Here is a 21,690-nt window from a genome sequence, read left to right as displayed (position 1 = left end):
TTGTAAGTTAGAAGTTAATAGAAGTTGGATGTACAATTACAAAGAACTTATTGTTTGGCAAAAATCAATGGACTTGGTTGAAAAGGTTTATACCGCAACAGCCTCTTTTCCAATTGAGGAAAAATTCGGTCTAACAAGTCAGATAAGAAGATGTGCGGTTTCCATACCGAGTAATATAGCCGAAGGAGCCGGCAGGAAATCTAAAAAAGTATTTCGGAACTTCTTAGAAATATCCAACGGGTCTATCAATGAACTAAAAACACAATTGGAAATTTCAAAAAGAATCGGATTTCTCACCAAGGATGAGCTCGAAAGAATCTTTTATTTATGTGATGAAATCCAGAAAATAACCATAACCTTAATCAAAAAGTATAGTGACTTTTAACTATATTCCTAAAACTTAAAACCAACATATGAAACTCTGGGATAAAGGATTTAGTACCGATAAAAAAATAGACCATTTTACCGTGGGCAATGACCGAGAACTGGATTTGCTATTGGCAAAATACGATGTCATCGCTTCTAAAGCGCATGCCAAAATGTTAGGAAAAATCGGTTTATTGACCGATGCCGAAACAACAGATTTGGTCAATGAATTGGACAATATTACCAAAACCATAGAAGAAGGCACATTTACCATTGAAGATTCTTTTGAGGACATGCATTCAAAAATTGAATATGTCTTAACGGAAAAGTTGGGAGACACCGGTAAAAAAATACATACAGCAAGATCCCGTAACGATCAGGTGTTGGTAGCCATGCACCTCTATTTAAAAAATGAGCTGCAAGAAATAAAGGCTGAAACAATCATCTTATTCAATTTGTTGATGGATTTGGCCGAAAAACATAAAGACATTATGCTACCAGGTTACACCCACCTACAGATTGCCATGCCCTCTTCTTTTGGACTATGGTTCTCTGCCTATGCCGAAAGTTTGATAGATGATCTTTATTTTATCGATGCTGCCTATAAAGTAGCCGACCAAAATCCGTTGGGAAGCGCTGCCGGATATGGAAGCTCCTTCCCTATCGATAGGACTTTTACAACTAAGGAAATGGGGTTTGAAACCATGAAATACAATGTTGTCGCCGCCCAAATGGGACGTGGCAAGGTAGAAAAAGCTACAGCTTTTGGCATGAGTAGTATTGCCGCGACCCTATCAAAAATGGCCATGGATATCTGTTTGTATATGAGCCAGAACTTTAATTTCATTTCATTTCCCGATGAACTGACAACAGGGAGTAGTATAATGCCGCATAAAAAGAATCCGGATGTATTTGAATTGGTACGGGCCAAGTGCAATAAACTACAAGCAGTACCCAATCAATTGATTTTGATCACGAACAATTTGCCCAGTGGATATCACCGTGATCTGCAATTAGTTAAAGAAGTCATCGTACCTGCAATCCAAGATTTAAAGGCATGTTTGGAAATACTCACCTTTAGCCTAAAGGAGGCCAAAGTGAATGAAAACATTTTAGACGACCCTAAATATGATTACCTATTCAGTGTGGACACCTTGAACGAATTGGTGCAAAACGGAATGCCTTTCCGTGATGCCTATAAAAAAATGGGTATGGAAATCAACGAAGGTACCTTCACTCCTAAACGAGATATTGAACATACCCATGAAGGTAGTTTGGGAAATTTATGTTTGGATGAAATTCGTGGAAAGATGAAAAAATCAATCTAAATTTACTGATACAATTTGCCTTTAAACAAGAACACATGAAATTGTATTTCCATTATCATAAAAAACACATCTGGGTAATAGCCTTTTTCTTCCTAAGTATTGGCGAAATCGTAGCGCAGGACCTGTACCCTAAAAACGAAAAAGTAGATGTACAGGATTATATTTTCAACCTCACCTTGAACGACGATAATGACCAGATAAAAGGAGAGACGATAATCAATGTTCTGTTTAAAGAGAACGTTGATTCATTCGTGTTGGATCTTGTAGGTAAATCGGGCATCTATGGAATGGATGTTTCCGGAGTTTTTGAAGGTAATAAACCGGCCAATTATACTTTCGAGAACAATAGGATAAATATCAGTCCATCATCCAATAGTAAAGGAATCAAAACCTTTACAATTCTATATGAAGGCATACCACAAAGGGGACTCGTAATAGACAAAACAAAATTTGGTCGCCGTTCCTTTTTTGGTGATAACTGGCCTAATTTGGCCCGTCATTGGTTGCCTTCGGTAGATCACCCATACGATAAAGCCAGTATTCAATTTGGAATTACAGCACCTGAGGATTATGATGTGGTTGCCACAGGGAAAAAAATAGAGGAGAGCAATCTGGGAAATGGCCAAAAATTAACCGTTTACAAAGAACCTGCACCGGTTGCCATGAAAGTCGTAACTATCGGGGTTACTAAATTCGCAAGTCGTTTACTTGATGTGGTGCACGATATCCCTGTTTCTGCTTGGGTATATCCCGAAAACCGTTTGGAAGGGTTTTCCGATTATAAAGTAGCCTCTAAAGTTCTTGAATATTTTATTGATAATATAGGCCCTTATACATTTGCCAAACTAGCGAACATGCAAGCAAAAACGCAATGGGGCGGTCTCGAAAATGCAGGGACCATTGCCTATTTCGAAGACTCCGTTACTGGTAAGAACACCGTCGAAGCATTGATAGCCCATGAAATCGCACACCAATGGTTTGGCAACTCGGCAACGGAAAACAGTTGGAACCACGTTTGGTTGAGTGAAGGCTTCGCCACGTATTTTTCAATCTTGTATTTAGAACATGTGTATGGTGATGAAAAACGAAAAGATGAGTTGGCCCTGGATAGAAAACAAGTGATAGATTATTACAAACAGAACCCGTCGCCTATTGTTGACCTTACTATAAAGGACCCTATGCAGGTCTTAAGTATAAACAGTTATCAAAAAGGGGGTTGGGTATTAAATATGCTTCGTCATAAGTTGGGTGATGAAGTATTTTGGAAAGGCATACGCGATTATTACAAAACATATCGAGATGCGAACGTTATGACTGTAGATTTTCAAAAAGTAATGGAAAAAGCTTGCGGCGAGAAGCTAGAATCTTTTTTTCAGCAATGGTTGTTTACCAAAGGACACCCACAAATCAAATGGGATTGGGTCTATGAAAATGGAAAAGTCAAAATCAATCTGAAACAAATACAAGACCATCATACTTTTAAATTCCCTCTTGAAATTGGGCTAGTAAAGGACGATGAAATAAAAGTTGTTGCATTGGAAGTTGACGAACAGTCCGAGGTGTTCGAAATAAATATAGATACCAAACCAGACACTATTGTACTAGATCCAAATTATTGGCTTCTGTTTGAGGAGAAACCCTAACGAATCATTCCAAGGTTTATCACCTCTTGCTCGGTCAAATACCTCCAATGACCCCTTGGAAGATCCTTTTTGGTCAGTCCGGCATAAGCAACCCGATCTATTTTTACCACTTCATATTCCAAGTGTTCAAAAATACGTTCAACGATCTTGTTTTTAGAACTAAATATCTCTATCCCAACTTCCCGTTTTGGGGCATCATCAATAAAACTGATGTCTTGCACGCGAACCGGTTTTTCATCCAATATCACGCCATCCTGTATTTTCTTCAGATCCGCACTTCGAAGGTCACGGTTCAATACTACATGATAAATTTTACGAAGACCGTTTTTAGGGCTTTTCAATCGTTTTGTCAAATCACCATCATTGGTGAACAATAAAAGTCCGGTTGCTTCTTTGCCCATTTTATCTACTGGCAATAGTGTGGACTTAGAGGCATTTGAAATTAGGCCATTTACATTACGTTTACCTCTTTCATCCCTAATGGTTGTTGAGAAATCCTTGGGTTTATTGAGTAAAACGTACTCTTTCTTTTCCGGGTTAAGTAAACGTCCGTCAAATTTAACGATATCACTCTTTTTAACCTTATAGCCCATTTCGGTTATAGGCTTACCGTTAACGGTGATATTACCCGCAGCGATATAAATATCGGCATCCCTTCGTGAACATACCCCAGAGTTGGCCACATATTTATTTAATCGGATTAAATCAGGATCCGAAGGTTTTTGTGGCTCCGTACGTTTCTTGATCGGTGCATTTCCCCTCGCATAACTCTTCTTCCTGAATGTACCGCCCTGACGTCCTGATGCCTTCCTGTCTTTGTTTGAATCTGACCTTCCCATTATCTTCCAATTTTTTGCAAAGGTAGTGAATTCAACAAGGATTGATTAAATAATATCAATCTTCAAATTCGAGTGTAGATTGTCTTTCACGATTGACAGTAAGTTTCGTAATATCAGGTCTGGAATAATGCCCAACAGGGTCAAAATTCTGACGTTCCTCGTACACCCTGTTGAAATCTAAGGTATGATACAGGAGCCCTTCTTTATCAATTACCGGCTCCAATAACCATTCCCCATCAGGACCGACTATACACGAACCTCCGTTAGCAAGTACTTCAGGAGCATTTTCCAAGATTTTATCCAGATGTGGCGTACCGGTCGGAAAATCTTCTTTTTTCATTAATGAAGAAACCGAAATAACATAACTCCTTGACTCCCTTGCAATAAAACGTGTTATGTCTTTTGTATTATACGCACTTCCGGGCCAAACGGCAATATGTAGATTCTCTCCCTGACCATATAATGCCGCTCTAGGCAAGGGCATCCAATTTTCCCAACAATTGAGTCCGCCAACCGTAAATTGTTTTAAGGAATGCACTTGTAATCCGTTGCCATCCCCTGGAGCCCAGGTCAATCTTTCATCATATGTAGGTTGTAATTTTCTATGAACGGATTTTATATGTCCGTTTTGATCAATATACACCAAAGAACAATAAATACTATGACCTCCCCTATCCTGAGGTCTTTCGATCATTCCCAAATAAATGGCAATTCGGTACTCCTTTGCCAATTTACGAATGTTATCCAATTCCCCCGATTCAATTTGCACCGCGTTCCTAACGTAATGGGCATGCAGCTCCTTATTGATTTTCAAATCCCAAGCCGCCCCGTTGGTCAATGCCAACCAAAAAGGATAACCTGGTAATAATGCCTCTCCGAAAACCACCAATTCAGCCTTCTCATTGGCTGCCGTAACAATCGTTGCTTCGATTTTTTTTAGGGTCTCCGACTTATTCAACCATACCGGCGCAATTTGTGCGAGGGCCACTTTCAATAGATTCTCCATTATAAAATTCGGTTTAAAACTAGGTCAACATCAATCAATAAAATACTGAAAACCCCTAAAACAATTATCAGTTTTAAAATATTGTGCAGCCAAACGTAATGAAACTTTGTTCTTGATTTCCAAAGGAGAACAAGAAAAACGATGAACAAAACAATGCATAAGATAAAGTAGTAATGCATGTACCCCACATCAAAATTATTGATGAGCAATAAAGATGGGATTAGGGTCATTACAATTAAAACCGTGATACTGATTTTTGATGTTCTTTCGCCATATAAAATTGGAATGGTCTTATAATTCTGGGCTAGATCACCTGCAATGTTCTCAAGATCCTTGATCATTTCACGTGCCAAAATCAATAGGAAAAGAAAGAACGCATGAACGAAAATAACAGTATCAAAATTTTTGAAATACACAAAAACCGCAAAGAATGGGGCTATGGCCAAGGTGGCCGAAATAAAATTTCCCAAAAAAGGCACCTTTTTCAACTTATGGGAATACAACCAAATACCAAAAATATAAGCGGAGAAAAAGAATACCGCCCTAAATGACACATAACTGGCGAAAAATACGGAGAGAAAGTTCAAGGTAAAATAAGCCGATAGTTTAAATCGTTGACTAACCAAACGATCCAACATACTTTTTCTTGGCTTATTGATAAGGTCTTTTTCCGCGTCGTAGAAACTATTGATAATATACCCCCCAGCGATGACCAAGGCCGAAGAAAGTACGATGCAAAAAAGGTTAAGGTCAAAAACGACCCTACGCAGTGGCAAATTCGGGGCAAGAATGTAAATCGTGGCCAAGTACTGGGCCAAAGCGATCATTAATATATTGTAACCCCGAACAATGGAAAACAGGCTCAATAACTTAAGTAGTAAGAGCTTGTTCTTTCTGCTAAGCATGTGTTTGTTAAATACTAGAAGTTATAAACCACCTCCAATTTGTAATCTTTAAGTATATTCCTAGCCTTGTCTATATCCTGGGTAAAGCCCAGAATATAGCCTCCACCACCAGAACCACAAAGTTTTAGATAGTAATCATTTGTTTCTATACCCTGCTGCCATAATTGGTGGAACTTCGCCGGGATCATTGGCTTAAAATTATCCAGAACCACATGGGACAATTGCTTTAAATTTCCAAATAGTGATTTAACGTTACCGCTAATGAAGTCCTCAACACAAGCATCGGTATGTTTTATGAATTGGTTTTTCAGCATCTGCCGAAAGCCTTCTTGTTTCATTTTCTCCATGAACAATTGAACCATAGGGGCTGTTTCCCCAGTGGCACCACTATCGAGTAAAAAGACCGCACCTTTCCCTTCCTTGTTCTGGGAAGGTATACTGGTAGATTCGATATTGTCCTTGGAATTGATAAGAATGGGCAAGCTCAAATAACTGTTCAAAGGATCCAAACCAGAAGATTTACCATGGAAAAAAGATTCCATTTTTCCAAAGATGGCTTTTAAGCGTAATAGCTTTTCTCGGGTTAGGTTTTCAAGTACGGTAATTTTATCAAGTGCGTATTTATCATAAATAGCAGCAACCAAGGCACCGCTACTACCTACACCATAGCCCTGCGGAATAGAACTGTCAAAATACATCCCTTCAGCTACATCAATCCTTAAGCTTTCAAAATCAAAAGAAACCAAATCAGGTTTTTGAAGTACCAATTCCTCTAAATAAGCTACGAAATCCTTTAAATAACCATTTGATTTTTTTGCCTCTTCGGAAGGATCGACATCCTTTTTCAAAGCTCCCTTGAAAAAATTATAGGGAATGGAAAGTCCTTTGGAATCCTTAATGATACCATACTCTCCAAATAGTAAGATTTTAGAATAAAATAATGGTCCTTTCATAGTTTAATTTAAGAATACCCGATTAAGATCGTAAAAAATCAAAACTTAAATGTTGATATTTAAGCTCTTAACAATTCAGTACTTTAAACAAAGTTAATACAATTTTGTTTAATCTTATTCCGTTAAATATAAACAATATTTTTGATAGATTCGCAAACTCCTTTAATTCAAAGTTGGATATTCCCCTATTAAACGTTGTTTATTCTTATAAAGTATTACTTCTAAGGTAACAATAATTTAGCCCCAAAGCCAATTCTGTCGCAAATATACTGTCCGTTTTCGCAATATGCAACCAACTCATCCTTAATAAATTGATGCACTTTCTCTTTCTCCTCTTGCGGATATAGCACATGCACATTCGCTCCGGCATCCAATGTAAAACAGAGATGGGTCTTTGAAGTGGACCTAAATTGCCAGATTTTTTCAATGATCTTCAGCGTATTGGGCTTCATCAAGATAAAATAGGGCATGCTTGTCATCATCATGGCGTGCAAGGTCAATGCCTCGCTTTCCACAACCTCGATAAACCCTTTTAGATTTCCAGTCGCGAAAACCTCCTTCAGCTTGGTAATGTTTTCATGGGCCTGCGAAAAACGCTGTTCCGCAAAAGGATGACCATGCATTAAATTATGACCTATGGTACTACTTACCTGTTTTTGTCCTTTATCAACCAACAAAATGGTATCATGGTATTTATGGAATACTTCATGAACCGGAAAGGGATATTTGACGGCAAACAAATCAGAGCTAGCCGGAATTCCCTTGTGGTATCCCCATTGTACCAAATCACCTTCTATACTTCGACATGCACTCCCAGAACCCAAACGTGCCAAGAAGGAAGCTTTTTGATCAAAGAATTCCTCATTGATTGATGGATCCAATTGTTTCTCAATGTGCATAAGACACAAGGCCAATGCGGCCATACCACTTGCAGAAGAAGCGATACCACTACTATGGGGAAACGAATTGGATGTTTCTATCTTTAAATGATAATCCTTTAAAAAAGGAAGATAACTTTCTATCCGATTAAAAAATGCCTCGATTTTAGGACGAAAATCGGGTTTGTCCTTGCCTTCGAACAACAACTCAAAAGAAAAACCAGAGCCTTTTTCCGCTAATTTCGAATAGGTAAGGGCAGTTGTGGTAGCACATGCATCCAACGTGAAACTGATAGAGGGATTGGCAGGGATTTGATCTTCCTTTTTTCCCCAATATTTAACCAATGCAATATTACTGGGAGCTCTGTAGGTCACCTTCCCTTCTGAAACTGTTTTGGCATATTCCGATGGAAGGAATTCTGTATATGTCATTAAAATACAATTTATACAAAGATAGTTTTTAAGTGGAAAAGTTGTTCATTCAATGGTTTTAATCCTTATTTTAGAGGTCAACAATCAACCAAGTGAAAAAAAAATTAACCTATATCGCCATTACGGTAAGCATTTGTCTTGCCGTTGGTTTCCTATCCAGTTTTGCTACACAAAGCTCGGTAAATGATTGGTTCGTTACCTTGAACAAACCTGTTTTTAATCCTCCAAATTGGCTTTTTGCCCCGGTATGGACGGTTCTTTATATATTGATGGGTGTAGCGGCCGGTTTGGTATGGGCCAAAGGGTTTTACCATTTATGGGTTAAGACCGCCTTATATCATTTCGGATTTCAACTGCTACTAAATGCGGCTTGGAGTATCGTGTTTTTCGGTTTTAAACAACCATTCTGGGGACTTGTGGTGATTATTAGCTTGTTGTGTCTGATTGTTTTGACCATGCGGTGGTTCAGAATCGTGGACAAATATGCTTCTTGGTTGCTTATCCCTTATTTATTATGGGTTTGTTTTGCTACCGTTTTGAACTATAAAATCTGGGAACTGAATTAATCGGCCAACAATTCCAATAATTTAAGCATGGTTCTGTGGTTGCGGGAAGTCGCCGCAACCTTCAATCTATCCTCTATTAGATTATTATTGCATTTAGCCTTCCTAGCACCAAGATCACATTTTAAATAAACACAGGCGGGTGTTGTTACAAGTTGTTCATTTTCAAAATGTAATGAAGACAACGCATCAAGGGCTTCCTGTGTTGGTCGTCTTTTCAGTAAAACATAATATACTTTGTTGGCCTGAATATCCTCAGCATCGTTAAAAGGATTATTATCAACTATTCTTTTTACCTCAACACCCTCGATTATAATTACCGGTACTTCAAAACCAAAATAATCTAAAATAGCCTTGTTGATTTGATGTTCCAAAAAGCCAATATCACTATTTTCACTTTCGAAAACAACATTACCACTTTGAATATAGGTCTTGACATTATCAAAGCCCAAATTTTCGAAAAGATGTCGTAAATCGGCCATTTTCACCTTCTTGTGACCTCCGACATTTATACCCCTTAAAAGTGCAATATAATTCATCTTTTATATATACTTTTTAAATCAGATTAATATCGGTTAAAGATGTCTTTTGAAATCCCTTACTTGCCCTAAAATGCGAACAACGAATATGCCCTTTTTAGTTGGTTCGTAAAAAATTGTGTGTGCCTTATAGTTGTATCTTCTAAGTAAAGTTGCATATTCTGAAGCGTCTCGACCAAGATCGGGATTATCTGCCAGAGTCTGTAAAAATTGGTACAACTCCGTAACATAGGCATGTGTCTGTAATTCGCCCCAAGTTTCTAAAGTATAATCCACTATATCATCAATATCGTCATCTGCTTTCGACGATAAATAATAGCTAGACATTTCTGTTCTTTTTACGAACTTTCGCAGCTTCAACAATTTCATCAACAGACCTTATTCTAGAACTCACGCCACTTTCATATCCTTCTTGTATGGCTGCCTTGGTGATTAGAAACTCCCTATTGCGCTCCTCATCTAATCTTATTAGATGTCGCATGTATTCACTATCGTTGGCGAAACCCCCATTCTCGATTTGAAATTTTATCCACTCTTCCTGGGCAGTAGTTATAGTTAATGATTTTCTGATTGTTGCCATAATAACAGTATTTACATACAATATACGCATTTCAACATATTATTGGCGCATATTTTAATAAAAAATATCAAAAGGAACTGTGTCAGAAAGGTTTGAGGCATCGTTTATTTAAACTTTTAAATTGGTTCTGTTTCGCCGAGAATGTGTCCTATCCTATCCTAATTTCCCAAGGCTTCGGTTATTGCCATTGCGGCAAGATATCCTCCGGTCCAGGCATTTTGAAAATTGAACCCACCGGTAATAGCATCCACATTCATGATTTCGCCAGCAAAGTAAAGTCCGTCACAAATTCTACTTTCATAGGTCTTAAAATTGATTTCCTTTAATTCCACCCCTCCAGCGGTCACAAATTCATCTTTGAACGTACTCTTCCCCTCTACCATAAACCTACTGTTGGACAATTGATCGGAAAGCTGTTGTAATTTTTCCTTGGTGACCTCTGCCCATTTTTCATCATTGGCAATATCGGATGCCTTTACCAAATTGGTCCAAAGTCTTTTTGGAATATCAAAAACCTTTGAGCGTAATACCGTTTTTTTGCCTTCTACCTCCTTTACTTCTTGCAAAAAGGACAATACTGAAGATTTATGATATTCCGGGAGCCAATTCACCTTAATCGGAAATCGGTATTTACTTTCGTGCAGTTGAAGAGCCCCCCAAGCGGACAGCCTTAAAATAGCTGGGCCACTTAACCCCCAATGTGTTATAAGAACAGGGCCTTCGGCACTAAAAAGTGATTTCCCGTTTCGTTTGCTTTTAAGCTTTACCGAAATCTCAGGTTTATATGAATGCTTTGGAAGTACCTCTACATGGGCAGGTGTACTTACCCCGGGTATTCCGGAAATACGATCATCATCAATATTAAAAGTAAACAACGAAGGTACAGGAGCCACAATGGAATGCCCCAAGCCCTCTAACATCTCCCAGATTTTAGGATTGCTCCCTGCAGCCACCAATAATTTCTTGCAAGAATACTTTGCTTTCACAGTAGTAACTTGCCAACCTACATTCGCTTCCCCTTCCTGTAGGGGTTCAATGGCCTTTACCGAGCTTTGTCTGTAAACCTGAATACCCAAACGATCCGTTTCTTTAAGAAAACAATCAATTATCGATTGGGAGGAATTGGACTCCGGGAAAACCCTGCCATCATCCTCTATTTTGAGGGGCACCCCCCTACTTTCGAAAAACTGCATGGTCTGCTCAGGACCGTGGGAATAAAATGGGCCTAATAACTCTTTCGCGCCACGGGGATAATTTTTCGTTAGTTCCATAGGGTCGGTTTCCCCATTGGTGACATTACAACGCCCGCCACCGGATATACCTACCTTCTTAAGAACATCTTTACCCCTTTCTAAAATGGCAATTTTTATATTTGGATTTGTTTCGGCAATATGAATGGCAGCATAAAACCCCGATGCCCCACCTCCTATTATAATTACATCGAACATTACTTGATTCTCTCTGGGTAATTCGTAATAATTCCTTCTACGCCGTATGACTCGACCATATCAATATCCTCTGGTTCATTGACCGTCCATGTGTAGATTTTAAATCCTTCAGCTTTGATTTTTTTGACCGTTTCCGCATCCAAATCCTTGAAATTCGGATTAATAGCCTCTGCCTTCAATTCTTGGGCTATTTCTATGGCATCCAAAGGATTATCCTCGGTCAAAACTGCAATGGGGATATCGTTGTTGTGCTCTCTCATGGATTTCAATTCGTCCCAATTGAAACTGGAAATCAAGAATTTATCCAAATCCCATCCCCGTTCTTTCATAATTGCATTCACAATAAAATTGACCCTATCCGAAGTGCCAGCCCCCTTTAACTCAATATTCAACCTAACATTATCATCGAGTGCCTGTATAACCTCTTGTAGCAATGGAATGGAATGATTACCATCCAAAACCATTTGTTTAACATATAAAATATCGAAATCCTCAATATTACCTGTTGCATTGGCCAAACGATCTACGGTTTGATCATGGAATACAACAATCTCACCGCTCTTTATTTTAAACACATCTATTTCTATCATATCAACCCCTAGTTCCAGGGCTTTCTTTACAGAAGCCAATGTATTTTCAGTTTCATGGCCCATTGCGCCACGATGACCTATTACCAAGGGTTTATCAACCATATTACAACTTAGAATCAATGTTAAGGACAGTAGTAGAAAACAATAAGTTAAATTTTTCATTTGATCAAATCGAATTAATACCTGTACGGAAAACTTATTAACCGCACATGTAAGATACATCTTCTGACCAAAATATTTATTTCCGCCCTTAATTTAATTTCAAAATGAAGGATTCCAAAGGTGCTATATCGATTTGAATTTTCCCAACTCCGTTCTCTACAATGAGGTTTGGCTCATAATCTGAAGTCAGTTGATCATTTGTGGTATAGACACCCTCTTTAAGTAGCCACATTGAAATGATCTCCTTTGGGATTTTCAGCTCGAATGAATAGGATTCATTGGCGTCAAAATTGGAAACCACCACCAACTTCTCACTTGAAGACCAACGCACATAGGAGAGCACCCGGTGATTATAATTTTCGGTATTGTCCTTATTGTAATAATGTATATCGGCATAATTGCCCATTAAGGCCTCACTGTTAATGGTGAAGTTCAATAAGGATTTATAAAATTCACGAAGTTCCTTTTCATCATTGGACAATTGTCCGCCATCGAATTTTTTATCATTTACCCAACGTTGATGATGCGGTACACCTATATAGTCAAAAATAGATGTACGGGTAGGTTGCCCAAATCCGGCATTTTCATTTCCAGGTTCACCAACCTCTTGTCCAAAATAGATCATGGTAGGAGATGTGCTTATGGTCGCTGAAACCACCATCGCAGGTTTTCCTTTTTTGGCATCACCCGCAAAATCCGGACTCGCAATACGCTGTTCATCATGGTTTTCGAGAAAATGGAGCATATGATGCTCTATATCCTTCAGGTTGTTCTTTACTACGGGAATGTGGTCTGTCCAACCATGGCCTTGCATTATATGTTTAAGAGAATCGTACATCTCTACCTTATCATAGAGATAATCCATCTTCCCTTTAAAGATATAATCCCTATATAAATCCGGATTATAGACTTCGGCCAAAAGAAAGGCTTCGGGATTGCTCATTTTTATATGGGAATTCATATAGCTCCAGAACTCCACCGGTACCATTTCGGCCATATCATATCGAAAACCATCTACCCCGATGGCCAACCAATACAGGGCAATATCCTTGAATTTAATCCATGAACCAGGTACATCCTTATTGGCCCAAAATTCATAATGCGCCATATAATCCTTAGAACCGAAATCTTCTGGAAGCCTATCAAAATCATAGGATCCATCGGGTCGTACACCATAATTGATCTTTACGGTCTCGTACCAGTCATTTATATTTGGCTGGGCCATTCTTGACCCATTGCCTGTCCATTTAGCAGGGTTCTCATCGAATTTCCCATCAGCCAATGGATGCGCTTCACCTCCCAAAGGTAAATAACCGTTTTCCCATTGTGGTACCTTAAAAGCCTCTGAAGGAATGTAATAAAAATTATTGTTCCTCTTATACTCCACACTTGTATCATCCGATGCTCCAAAGGGTTCTAAACCCTCTGGGGTAGATTTACCTTCGTAATTTCGGGCAACGTGGTTCGGAACAATATCTATGATCACCTTAAGTCCGGCCTCATGCGACCTTTTAACCAATGCCTTGAACTCTGCCAATCTATTGGCGGGATCATCGGCCAAATCAGGATTTACATTATAATAATCCTTAACGGCATAAGGCGAACCTGCCCTTCCTTTAACAATGTCAGGGTCGTCATTTGAAATTCCGTAAGCACTGTAATCGGTAATCACATCATGGTGCGGCACCCCGGTATACCAAATATAGGTTACACCAAGATCTTTGATTTCTGTAAGTGCCTTCTCCGAAAAATCGGAAAATTTACCCACTCCGTTCTCTTCTATCGTTCCCCAAGGTTTATTGGTGGTGTTCGTATTGCCAAAGAGTCGTGTAAAAACCTGATAAACAACCTCTTTTCTTACTTTTTTCTCAGATGCCATTGGTTTGTCTTCTTTTTTAACTGTACAAGCTTGGGTCAAAAGTAGGATAAGAATATAAATAAAGAACCTAGAACTTCTCATTTAAGCAGAAATTTCCTCTCCAGGGTTCAATTCCAACCTTTTACCTTTATATCGTATTGACATTTGTTCATGCCCATCCAATTTAAATTTAGTGCCGCTTGCCGAAACGGCTACCTTAATGATCCTATTCCTAAAGTTGATCTTGAAAGAATATGATTTCCATTTGTTGGGTATTCTTGGGTTGAATGATAATTTATCATCAATAATCCTTAGCCCACCGAAACCTTCAACGATACTCATCCATGTGCCGGCCATAGAGGTAATGTGAAGACCTTCCTCAACCTCTTTATTATAATCATCAAGATCTAATCTTGAGGTTCTTAGATAGAATTGATATGCCTGATCCATTCGATCTAATTTTGCCGCTTGTATACTATGCACACATGGTGAAAGTGATGATTCATGCACCGTAAACGGCTCATAAAAATCAAAATGTTTTTCAAGCATTTCCTGAGAAAAATGATCTTCAAAAAAATAGAAACATTGCAATACATCGGCCTGTTTAATGTAAGGAGATCTTAGGATACGGTCCCAGCTCCATTTCTGGTTGATGGGTCTTTCCATCTTATCCAACTTATCAACCTTTATAAGTTCTTTGTCCAAGAAACCATCTTGCTGAAGGTAAACCCCATATTTTTCAGAATAAGGGAAATACATGCCTTTGGCAACCTCTTCCCATTTATCTATTTCATTCGAAGTTAAGCGGGTGTGCCCAACGATACGTTCGTAATCATCAGGATAGCCATCTTTTACTTTATGTAGCTGTTTAACGGTATACTCAATGCACCATTTGGCCAAATAATTCGTATACCAGTTATTGTTCACGTTATTCTCATACTCGTTCGGCCCTGTTACCCCAAGTATAACGTATTTATTCTTGGCTTCGGAATAATTGGCCCTTTGATGCCAAAAACGGGCGATACCGATCAATACTTCCAGTCCCATTTCGGGAATATAAGAGTAGTCTCCGGTATATCTATAATAATTGTATATAGCAAAAGCAATGGCCCCGTTTCTATGTATTTCCTCAAAAGTGATCTCCCATTCATTATGGCATTCTTCCCCGTTCATGGTAACCATGGGGTATAGTGCCGCCCCATTATTGAAACCTAATTTTTGGGCATTCTCTATGGCCTTTTCCAAGTGCTCGTATCGGTATCTCAATAAATTCCTGGCAACATTCTGGTTCTTTGTGGCCATATAAAAAGGAATACAATAGGCTTCGGTATCCCAATATGTACTTCCACCGTATTTTTCTCCCGTAAATCCCTTTGGACCAATATTCAGTTTAGGATCGGTACCCAAATAGGTTTGGTTCAATTGAAATATATTGAAACGTATACCCTGCTGTGCTTTTTCATCACCTTCAATGGTAATATCGCTCATTTGCCAAATAGCGGCCCAAGCCTCTTTCTGTTTTTCAAGTAGCGCATTAAACCCTAATTGCGACACTTGGTCCAATACCGAATTGGCAGCCTCGACCAACGCATCAGCTTTATGGTTCCTTGATACGGTATAACCCCCAAACTTATGTAGTGTTATGACCCCACCTTGCTTAACCTTTTGGGTATAAGTATGCCCTACCCATGTCTCTTTCTGTTTTGCATTGGGTTCTACATTCAATATTTTCCCATCTAGAAGTAGTTCCGAGGCCATAAACGTACAGGTCTTGAAATTCGTCTTCATGGTATGGGCTTGGATATAAGCTCGGTTATCTTTGGAATGCACTTCAGTCGTATTCCAAAACTTATCGTCCCAATTGCTGTCCTCGTTGGTAATGCCACTATCGAGAAAAGGAACAAAAGTAACCTCAACATCTTGATCCAATGGGGAAACATTATAGTTGATCGCTCCTACCTCATCAATATCAAGGCTTAAAAAACGGGTTATCACAACTTGAACCTTGGCCCCGTTGTTGGGCAGCGTTGCTATAAAAGACCTTTTGTACCACCCTTCTTTCATGTTCAATTCCCGTCTAAAATCTTTTACCGCAGTACAGGTAAACAGATCCAAAGGTTCATTATTGATAAGCACATCAATACCAATCCAATTTGGAGCGTTCAAAACCTTGGCAAAATATTCGGGATAGCCATTTTTCCACCAACCAACACGTGTCTTATCAGGATAATAAACCCCTGCAATATAACTACCTTGAAAGGTAGGGCCCGTATAGGTTTCCTCGAAATTGGCACGTTGCCCCATTGCCCCATTGCCCAGACTGAAAAGGCTTTCGGAGGATTTTACAGTTTCCTGATCAAAACCTTCCTCGATTATTGACCAATTGTCCGCTTTTATATATTCTTGATTCATTTTAGTTGCAATAATTTTTTTATAAAATCCAAATCGATTTCTGTGAAATCCTTAAAATTATAATCGGCTTCGGCCAAAATATCGGAGTCACCAATTCCAATACTGGTCATTTCCGCATTATTGGCTGCCTGGATACCCGCAACGGCATCTTCAAAGACAAAACAGTCTTTGGGCATGACCCCTAATTTATCTGCGGCTATCAGAAAAACCTCGGGATCTGGTTTGGCTTTGCTAACGCTATTGCCATCAACGATATAATCAAAATAAGGCAATAAACCGACCTTTTCCAAAATTGGCTTGGCATTCTTACTTGCAGAGCCCAATGCTATAGGTACTTTTTTGGCCTTAAGATATTCCAAAACCTTAGGTACATCGGGTAAAATCTCGGAAGCATCCATCTTTTCAATGTATTCAAGATAATCCTCGTTTTTCTCTATCATCCAAGTATCGAACTCTTTTTGCGTAGCCTCGATGCCCCCTATGTCCAAAAGGATTTCCAAACACCTTTTACGGCTTACCCCTTTGAACATCTCGTTTTGTTCTTCTGTAAATTCAAAGCCAAGTTCATTGGCAAGTTTCTTCCAAGCCAAGTAATGGTATTTCGCGGTATCTACGATAACACCGTCCAAATCGAAAATGAATCCTTTTTTCTTCATGATATTTTTTTTGAACTGAAATAGACATAAGTGTTTCATAATATACATACGAAATGCACAAAATGTCCTTACATTGAATAAAGTAACGGGAATTTTAAATTTAATGGCCTAATAACGAACCCATTAAAATTACCAAAAGTCTATTCAAAACTTATAGTTGAGAAGTAAAATTAAGTTTTGATTGGGTCAAAAATATAAAGTTTTTTTTGATTTTCAACACCTTATCTTGTTGAATCTCTTTCAATGAGCTCTGTTTTTACGATTTTAGTCTCATATTCCTTCTCTTCATCCTCATGACTTAACCTATCTATCAATAAGGAAGCGGCCACTTCCCCGATCTTAAATCCGTGCTGGCTAATGGTAGTAAGGCTTGGCCGTGAATGTTGTGAAAGGATTCCGTCTGAAAAACTGACTACGGACAAATCTTCTGGCACCCGAAGTCCTCTTTGCCGTGCAACATTCAACGCTGTTATGGCATAAATCTCGTTAACGGCAAAAATTCCGTCTATATCACTGACCCTGTCGAATATTTTATTGATATCCTCCTCAATGGCTTCTTGTTTTCGTTCTAGATTTCCCATATCACTTACTCGATAGATAATGTCTGGGTCCGGCGTTATGTTATTCTCTTTCAGAACCTCTAAATACCCTTGTGTCCTCAGCTTTCCTATATTGATAAAGTCCTCTGTAGTCAATAAAAGGATTTTCTTGCAGCCCGTATCAATAAGCTTTTGGGTTGCCATCTTGGCCCCTTTTAAATCATCAACAATAACCTTGTCACAATCGATATCATTGAGAACCCGGTCGAACATAACAATGGGGATTCCTTGGTTAATGGTTTCCTGTAGATGGTGCTTATCCTGATTTAACAAGGTTTCCTTTGACAAGGACATTATGAAACCATCAATATTACTATGAACCAACAACTCCATATTAATAACTTCTTTATCAAAGGACTCGTTAGTAACGGCTATAAGAACATTATACCCTTTTAATTTGGCCACATGCTCGATACCGCTGATAACCTTAGCAAAAAAGTTATGCACTATTTCAGGAATGATCAACCCAATCGTCTTTGTCTTTTTGTTCTTTAGACTAAGGGCGATGTTATTGGGACGATAGTTATAGAATTTAGCAAAAGCCTGGATTTTATCCCGATTATCCTGACTTATTTCTTTATTGTCATGCAGTGCTTTGGAAACCGTCGAAATTGACACTCCTAATTCTTTGGCAATTCTCTTCAGGGTCATTTTCGGCTTCATATGGAATATGGGTTTGTTAAAAAAATAACGGTTAAAATAAACAAATGATCTTTAAAAGTACCCTCTTTTATCAATACCTTAAAAATAAACGAAAAGTTATCAACCCGAAAACGTTGTAATAGCCCGTAAACATTGGCCTGAGTGATAATTAACATAAAATTTACATAATTTCGTAGATGAGGAGTAAAATTATAATTCAAATCTAATTAAAACTAATTTAAGAAACGTTCTATGAAAAAAATCAAACAGTGCCTTTTACTGGCCGTGTTCATGATTCCCATAGGGATTTTTGCACAGACCACCGTGACAGGTAATGTGACCGATCAGGCAACTGGAGGTCCCTTGCCCGGTGTCAGTATAGTAGTCGTAGGTACATCTACAGGAACTACGACCGATTTTGATGGATATTACACCCTTACCGTAGACGATGATGCGGTATTGCAGTTCTCCTACATCGGATACAAAACCTTGGATATTCCAGTTACAGGTCCTAATCTAGACATTGTAATGGAAGAGGACAGGGCGCAATTGGATGAAGTTGTGGTTATTGGGTATGGTACAACCACAGTTAAAGATGCTACTGGCTCGTTAACTGCAGTAACCTCTGAAGATTTTAACAAAGGTGCCATTGTAAGTACCGATCAACTTTTAACCGGTAAAGCTGCCGGTGTGCGAATTACCAGTTCAGGTGGTGCACCCGATGCAGCGCCGAACATTAGAATAAGGGGTGGTGCTTCGCTTAGTGCGAACAATAGTCCGCTTATTGTAATTGACGGAGTACCTATAGACAACACCAATCCGGCAGGGGTCAATAACCCATTTTCCTTGATCAACCCAAATGACGTTGACAGCTTTTCCATCCTCAAGGATGCATCAGCAGCTGCCATTTATGGTTCAAGGGCATCCAACGGGGTTATCATCATTACCACCAAAAAAGGAACTTCGGGTGGTCCAAAGTTCAATTTTTCAACAAATACGAGTATTAGTACGGTAAGTAGTAAGATCGATTTAATGGACGGACCAACATACACCAAGTTCATTAATGAGTATCACCCTACATATTCCGGCTTATTGGGAACTGCTAATACAGACTGGCAAGATGCCATTTATAGGGCCGCAGTATCATCGGACCACAACTTTAGCGCTAGGGCCAACCTTTTTAATAAAGTGCCTACTAGATTTTCCTTTGGCTATAACAACACCGAAGGTTTGGTAAAAACCAATGATTATGAGCGGTATACCGCCTCGGTTAAATTTACACCTACATTCTTCGATGATCATTTGAAGATCGATATCAACGCAAAAGGTATCAGTTCAGAAAAAAATGCAGTTGATGAAGGTGGTGCCTTGGGAGGTGCTGTCAACATGGATCCCACAAAACCTATTTACGATAATTCCCCCGACAACCGCTTTGGAGGTTTTTACCAAAACACCATTTTGGATGATGTGGATAATCCCACGCGATTATTACTTGATGGTCAATGGAATCCGCTAGCGCTGTTATTACAAAGAACACGACCAGAAAAAGTACAGAAAATCCTTGGAAACGTTGAATTCGATTATAAGATGCACTTCTTACCAGAATTAAGGGCTGTCCTTAACTTAGGTCTTGAAGCTTCAACAGCGGATATTGAGGAGTCTTTTTCCGATAATTCCTTGGCGACCTATAAATTCGACTCATCGAACAATGACATTAACACCAATTATGTTTTCAATCCTGGGGTCAACTACAGGGAAAACCAAAGTATAACCAACCAGACAATGGATGCTTATTTGGTTTATGCAAAACGCTATGAAGAAGGGTTCTTGACCAATTTTGATGTGCAGGGAGGCTATTCCTATCAAAATTTCAGGAATGATGGTAACAAAGAAGAATATCGCTACAATGACGAAACGGGGATACGTGAATTACAAATCGATGCACAAAACCCGAACAACCGCTATTTTAACGAGCTCAACTTACAATCTTTCTTTGGCAGGACCAATCTAAACTTATTTGATAAATATTTGGTGACGGTTTCCTTTAGGGCCGATGGTTCTTCCTTGTTCAGCAAGGACAATAGATGGGGGTACTTTCCTGCAGCGGCTTTGGCCTGGAAAGTGAACGAAGAGGACTTCTTAAAAGATTCCCAAGTAATCAATGACCTTAAATTGCGATTAGGCTGGGGTAAAACAGGCCAACAGGATATTACAGGTGCTGTAGGCTTTTATCCTTCGGTACCATTATTTGAAGCTGGTTCCAGTACCGGACAATACCTCCAAGGGGTTGCACTTTATTCAGCCAAACCTTTTAATGAAGACTTAACCTGGGAAAAAACCACCACTTATAACGCCGGGATAGATTTTGGACTTTTCGCAAACCGATTGATCAATGGCTCTTTCGATGTTTTCTATAGGGAAACTTCTGACCTACTTGCAAAAGTACCGGTAGCGCCAGGCCAAGGACTAACGGATTCATTTGTTAAAAATGTTGGGGAAACGGAAAGTAAAGGTTTTGAGGTAATCTTAAACGCTACCCTTTTAAGCAATGAAAGTACGAATCTGGAGTTTTATTCTAACGTATCTTATAGTAGGGCCGAAGTAACCGATCTTCAAGATGTTAGCCGGATTTCTGCTGATGGCTCAGGAATCCCCACAGGTACAGGGGTTAACATAGGGTACCACACTGTGGGCTACCAACCATATTCCGCTTGGGTATTCAGACAATTGTATGATACTGCGGGTAATCCTATCCACGGTGCCTTTGCGGATTTTAATGGCGATGGCATAACCGATAACGATGACCGTTATTTTAAATCATTAAGACCTAACTGGACCTTTGGTTTCGGTTTTAACTTCAATTATAACAAGTTCGATTTTAGTACCAGTTTTAGGGGCCAAATCGGAGGACAAGTCTATAATTCCAGAAGACTTACTTCAGGATGGATCGACAAGGCAGTACCAAACAACTCAAACAGCCTGAGCAACGTTTTGGACTTTTATTCTGGCGCAGCCGATTATAATTTCGTCGACATACAGGGTAACATTCCTTTTTCAGATTATTTTCTGGAAGACGCAACATTCCTTAGATGCGAGAATATCGTATTGGGCTATCGTTTGGACGACATCTTGAAAAACACTTCAATGCGGGTCTACGGTGCTGTAAACAATCCGTTTATCATTACCAACTACAGTGGTCAAGACCCTGAGAACTTTAATGCAATAGATAACAATTTTTATCCTAGACCACGGTCATTCACCCTTGGTTTAAGCGTAGACTTTTAATATAAA

19 protein-coding genes are annotated in these 21,690 nt (G+C 39.1%); 5 read left to right on the top strand and 14 right to left on the bottom strand.

What is annotated here, in order from left to right:
* Positions 1 to 28: 28 nt before the first annotated feature.
* The 3 genes from R3X28_RS04290 to R3X28_RS04280 are packed head-to-tail and all read left to right on the top strand — an operon-like array spanning position 29 to position 3,337.
* Complete coding sequence (locus R3X28_RS04290) at positions 29 to 385, top strand: four helix bundle protein (protein ID WP_317662679.1); 357 nt, start codon at positions 29 to 31, stop codon at positions 383 to 385.
* Positions 386 to 413: 28 nt separating this feature from the next.
* Entirely contained in the window at positions 414 to 1,694 is a 1,281-nt protein-coding gene (gene argH, locus R3X28_RS04285) for an argininosuccinate lyase (RefSeq protein WP_317662677.1), read from the top strand.
* A gap of 35 nt (positions 1,695 to 1,729) precedes the next feature.
* The gene (locus R3X28_RS04280) at positions 1,730 to 3,337 is read left to right on the top strand and encodes a M1 family metallopeptidase (RefSeq protein WP_317662675.1); all 1,608 of its coding nucleotides are present in this window, start codon (positions 1,730 to 1,732) and stop codon (positions 3,335 to 3,337) included.
* Here the strand turns inward: R3X28_RS04280 and R3X28_RS04275 are convergent.
* The 5 genes from R3X28_RS04275 to R3X28_RS04255 form a co-directional block, all read right to left on the bottom strand.
* On the bottom strand, positions 3,334 to 4,176 hold the full coding sequence (locus R3X28_RS04275; protein ID WP_282053542.1) for a pseudouridine synthase: 843 nt from the start codon (positions 4,174 to 4,176) through the stop codon (positions 3,334 to 3,336). The genes R3X28_RS04280 and R3X28_RS04275 overlap by 4 nt on opposite strands.
* 55 nt (positions 4,177 to 4,231) lie before the next feature.
* Positions 4,232 to 5,182, bottom strand: coding sequence for a carbon-nitrogen hydrolase family protein (locus R3X28_RS04270; RefSeq protein WP_317662672.1), 951 nt, complete (start codon positions 5,180 to 5,182; stop codon positions 4,232 to 4,234).
* Entirely contained in the window at positions 5,182 to 6,087 is a 906-nt protein-coding gene (locus R3X28_RS04265; RefSeq protein ID WP_154362922.1) for a geranylgeranylglycerol-phosphate geranylgeranyltransferase, read from the bottom strand. The genes R3X28_RS04270 and R3X28_RS04265 overlap by 1 nt, the downstream gene beginning before the upstream one ends.
* Positions 6,088 to 6,101: 14 nt before the next feature.
* The gene (locus R3X28_RS04260) at positions 6,102 to 7,040 is read right to left on the bottom strand and encodes a mevalonate kinase (RefSeq protein WP_317662669.1); all 939 of its coding nucleotides are present in this window, start codon (positions 7,038 to 7,040) and stop codon (positions 6,102 to 6,104) included.
* Between the two features lie 221 nt (positions 7,041 to 7,261).
* Positions 7,262 to 8,350: a diphosphomevalonate decarboxylase gene (locus R3X28_RS04255; protein ID WP_317662667.1), complete on the bottom strand. Its 1,089-nt coding sequence runs from the start codon at positions 8,348 to 8,350 to the stop codon at positions 7,262 to 7,264.
* Between the two features lie 92 nt (positions 8,351 to 8,442).
* On the opposite strand from R3X28_RS04255, the gene R3X28_RS04250 reads away from it, so the two are divergent.
* Positions 8,443 to 8,916: a TspO/MBR family protein gene (locus R3X28_RS04250; protein ID WP_179954988.1), complete on the top strand. Its 474-nt coding sequence runs from the start codon at positions 8,443 to 8,445 to the stop codon at positions 8,914 to 8,916.
* Here R3X28_RS04250 and R3X28_RS04245 read toward each other — a convergent pair.
* The 9 genes from R3X28_RS04245 to R3X28_RS04205 all read right to left on the bottom strand — a co-directional run bounded on the left by R3X28_RS04245 (position 8,913) and on the right by R3X28_RS04205 (position 18,420).
* On the bottom strand, positions 8,913 to 9,452 hold the full coding sequence (locus R3X28_RS04245; protein ID WP_317662664.1) for a DUF1697 domain-containing protein: 540 nt from the start codon (positions 9,450 to 9,452) through the stop codon (positions 8,913 to 8,915). The genes R3X28_RS04250 and R3X28_RS04245 overlap by 4 nt on opposite strands.
* Positions 9,453 to 9,488: 36 nt before the next feature.
* Complete coding sequence (locus R3X28_RS04240) at positions 9,489 to 9,779, bottom strand: type II toxin-antitoxin system RelE/ParE family toxin (protein WP_317662662.1); 291 nt, start codon at positions 9,777 to 9,779, stop codon at positions 9,489 to 9,491.
* A complete protein-coding gene (locus R3X28_RS04235; RefSeq protein WP_317662660.1) occupies positions 9,772 to 10,032 on the bottom strand; it encodes a type II toxin-antitoxin system ParD family antitoxin in 261 nt (86 codons plus the stop codon). Before R3X28_RS04235 ends, R3X28_RS04240 begins: the two co-directional genes overlap by 8 nt.
* A 158-nt stretch (positions 10,033 to 10,190) precedes the next feature.
* Positions 10,191 to 11,480, bottom strand: coding sequence for an NAD(P)/FAD-dependent oxidoreductase (locus tag R3X28_RS04230; RefSeq protein WP_317662658.1), 1,290 nt, complete (start codon positions 11,478 to 11,480; stop codon positions 10,191 to 10,193).
* Positions 11,480 to 12,232: a glycerophosphodiester phosphodiesterase gene (locus tag R3X28_RS04225; RefSeq protein WP_317662656.1), complete on the bottom strand. Its 753-nt coding sequence runs from the start codon at positions 12,230 to 12,232 to the stop codon at positions 11,480 to 11,482. Before R3X28_RS04225 ends, R3X28_RS04230 begins: the two co-directional genes overlap by 1 nt.
* An 88-nt stretch (positions 12,233 to 12,320) precedes the next feature.
* On the bottom strand, positions 12,321 to 14,192 hold the full coding sequence (locus tag R3X28_RS04220; protein ID WP_317662654.1) for an alpha-amylase family glycosyl hydrolase: 1,872 nt from the start codon (positions 14,190 to 14,192) through the stop codon (positions 12,321 to 12,323).
* Positions 14,193 to 16,502, bottom strand: coding sequence for a glycoside hydrolase family 65 protein (locus R3X28_RS04215; RefSeq protein ID WP_317662652.1), 2,310 nt, complete (start codon positions 16,500 to 16,502; stop codon positions 14,193 to 14,195). It abuts the gene before it with no gap.
* The gene (gene pgmB / locus R3X28_RS04210; RefSeq protein ID WP_282053555.1) at positions 16,499 to 17,158 is read right to left on the bottom strand and encodes a beta-phosphoglucomutase; all 660 of its coding nucleotides are present in this window, start codon (positions 17,156 to 17,158) and stop codon (positions 16,499 to 16,501) included. Before pgmB ends, R3X28_RS04215 begins: the two co-directional genes overlap by 4 nt.
* A 221-nt stretch (positions 17,159 to 17,379) precedes the next feature.
* Positions 17,380 to 18,420: a LacI family DNA-binding transcriptional regulator gene (locus R3X28_RS04205; protein WP_154362944.1), complete on the bottom strand. Its 1,041-nt coding sequence runs from the start codon at positions 18,418 to 18,420 to the stop codon at positions 17,380 to 17,382.
* A gap of 231 nt (positions 18,421 to 18,651) precedes the next feature.
* Here R3X28_RS04205 and R3X28_RS04200 point away from each other — a divergent pair, with 231 nt between their 5' ends.
* The gene (locus tag R3X28_RS04200; RefSeq protein WP_317662648.1) at positions 18,652 to 21,684 is read left to right on the top strand and encodes a SusC/RagA family TonB-linked outer membrane protein; all 3,033 of its coding nucleotides are present in this window, start codon (positions 18,652 to 18,654) and stop codon (positions 21,682 to 21,684) included.
* The last annotated feature ends 6 nt before the right edge of the window (positions 21,685 to 21,690 follow it).

The organism is Maribacter sp. TH_r10, assembly GCF_033101095.1.
GTDB classification, from domain to species: domain Bacteria; phylum Bacteroidota; class Bacteroidia; order Flavobacteriales; family Flavobacteriaceae; genus Maribacter_A; species Maribacter_A luteus.
Note: the sequence above shows the minus strand (reverse complement) of the source record. Positions and strands in the feature narration are given on the sequence as shown.

Excerpts from the sequence above, each read along its gene's own strand:
- R3X28_RS04245 (WP_317662664.1), bottom strand. The coding sequence starts at position 9,452 with ATGAATTATATTGCACTTTTAAGGGGTATAAATGTCGGAGGTCACAAG.
- R3X28_RS04270 (WP_317662672.1), bottom strand. The coding sequence starts at position 5,182 with ATGGAGAATCTATTGAAAGTGGCCCTCGCACAAATTGCGCCGGTATGG.
- argH (WP_317662677.1), top strand. The coding sequence starts at position 414 with ATGAAACTCTGGGATAAAGGATTTAGTACCGATAAAAAAATAGACCAT.
- R3X28_RS04265 (WP_154362922.1), bottom strand. The coding sequence starts at position 6,087 with ATGCTTAGCAGAAAGAACAAGCTCTTACTACTTAAGTTATTGAGCCTG.
- R3X28_RS04255 (WP_317662667.1), bottom strand. The coding sequence starts at position 8,350 with ATGACATATACAGAATTCCTTCCATCGGAATATGCCAAAACAGTTTCA.
- pgmB (WP_282053555.1), bottom strand. The coding sequence starts at position 17,158 with ATGAAGAAAAAAGGATTCATTTTCGATTTGGACGGTGTTATCGTAGAT.
- R3X28_RS04275 (WP_282053542.1), bottom strand. The coding sequence starts at position 4,176 with ATGGGAAGGTCAGATTCAAACAAAGACAGGAAGGCATCAGGACGTCAG.
- R3X28_RS04260 (WP_317662669.1), bottom strand. The coding sequence starts at position 7,040 with ATGAAAGGACCATTATTTTATTCTAAAATCTTACTATTTGGAGAGTAT.
- R3X28_RS04290 (WP_317662679.1), top strand. The coding sequence starts at position 29 with ATGTACAATTACAAAGAACTTATTGTTTGGCAAAAATCAATGGACTTG.
- R3X28_RS04240 (WP_317662662.1), bottom strand. The coding sequence starts at position 9,779 with ATGTCTAGCTATTATTTATCGTCGAAAGCAGATGACGATATTGATGAT.
- R3X28_RS04235 (WP_317662660.1), bottom strand. The coding sequence starts at position 10,032 with ATGGCAACAATCAGAAAATCATTAACTATAACTACTGCCCAGGAAGAG.
- R3X28_RS04280 (WP_317662675.1), top strand. The coding sequence starts at position 1,730 with ATGAAATTGTATTTCCATTATCATAAAAAACACATCTGGGTAATAGCC.
- R3X28_RS04215 (WP_317662652.1), bottom strand. The coding sequence starts at position 16,502 with ATGAATCAAGAATATATAAAAGCGGACAATTGGTCAATAATCGAGGAA.
- R3X28_RS04205 (WP_154362944.1), bottom strand. The coding sequence starts at position 18,420 with ATGAAGCCGAAAATGACCCTGAAGAGAATTGCCAAAGAATTAGGAGTG.
- R3X28_RS04230 (WP_317662658.1), bottom strand. The coding sequence starts at position 11,480 with ATGTTCGATGTAATTATAATAGGAGGTGGGGCATCGGGGTTTTATGCT.
- R3X28_RS04200 (WP_317662648.1), top strand. The coding sequence starts at position 18,652 with ATGAAAAAAATCAAACAGTGCCTTTTACTGGCCGTGTTCATGATTCCC.
- R3X28_RS04225 (WP_317662656.1), bottom strand. The coding sequence starts at position 12,232 with ATGAAAAATTTAACTTATTGTTTTCTACTACTGTCCTTAACATTGATT.
- R3X28_RS04220 (WP_317662654.1), bottom strand. The coding sequence starts at position 14,192 with ATGAGAAGTTCTAGGTTCTTTATTTATATTCTTATCCTACTTTTGACC.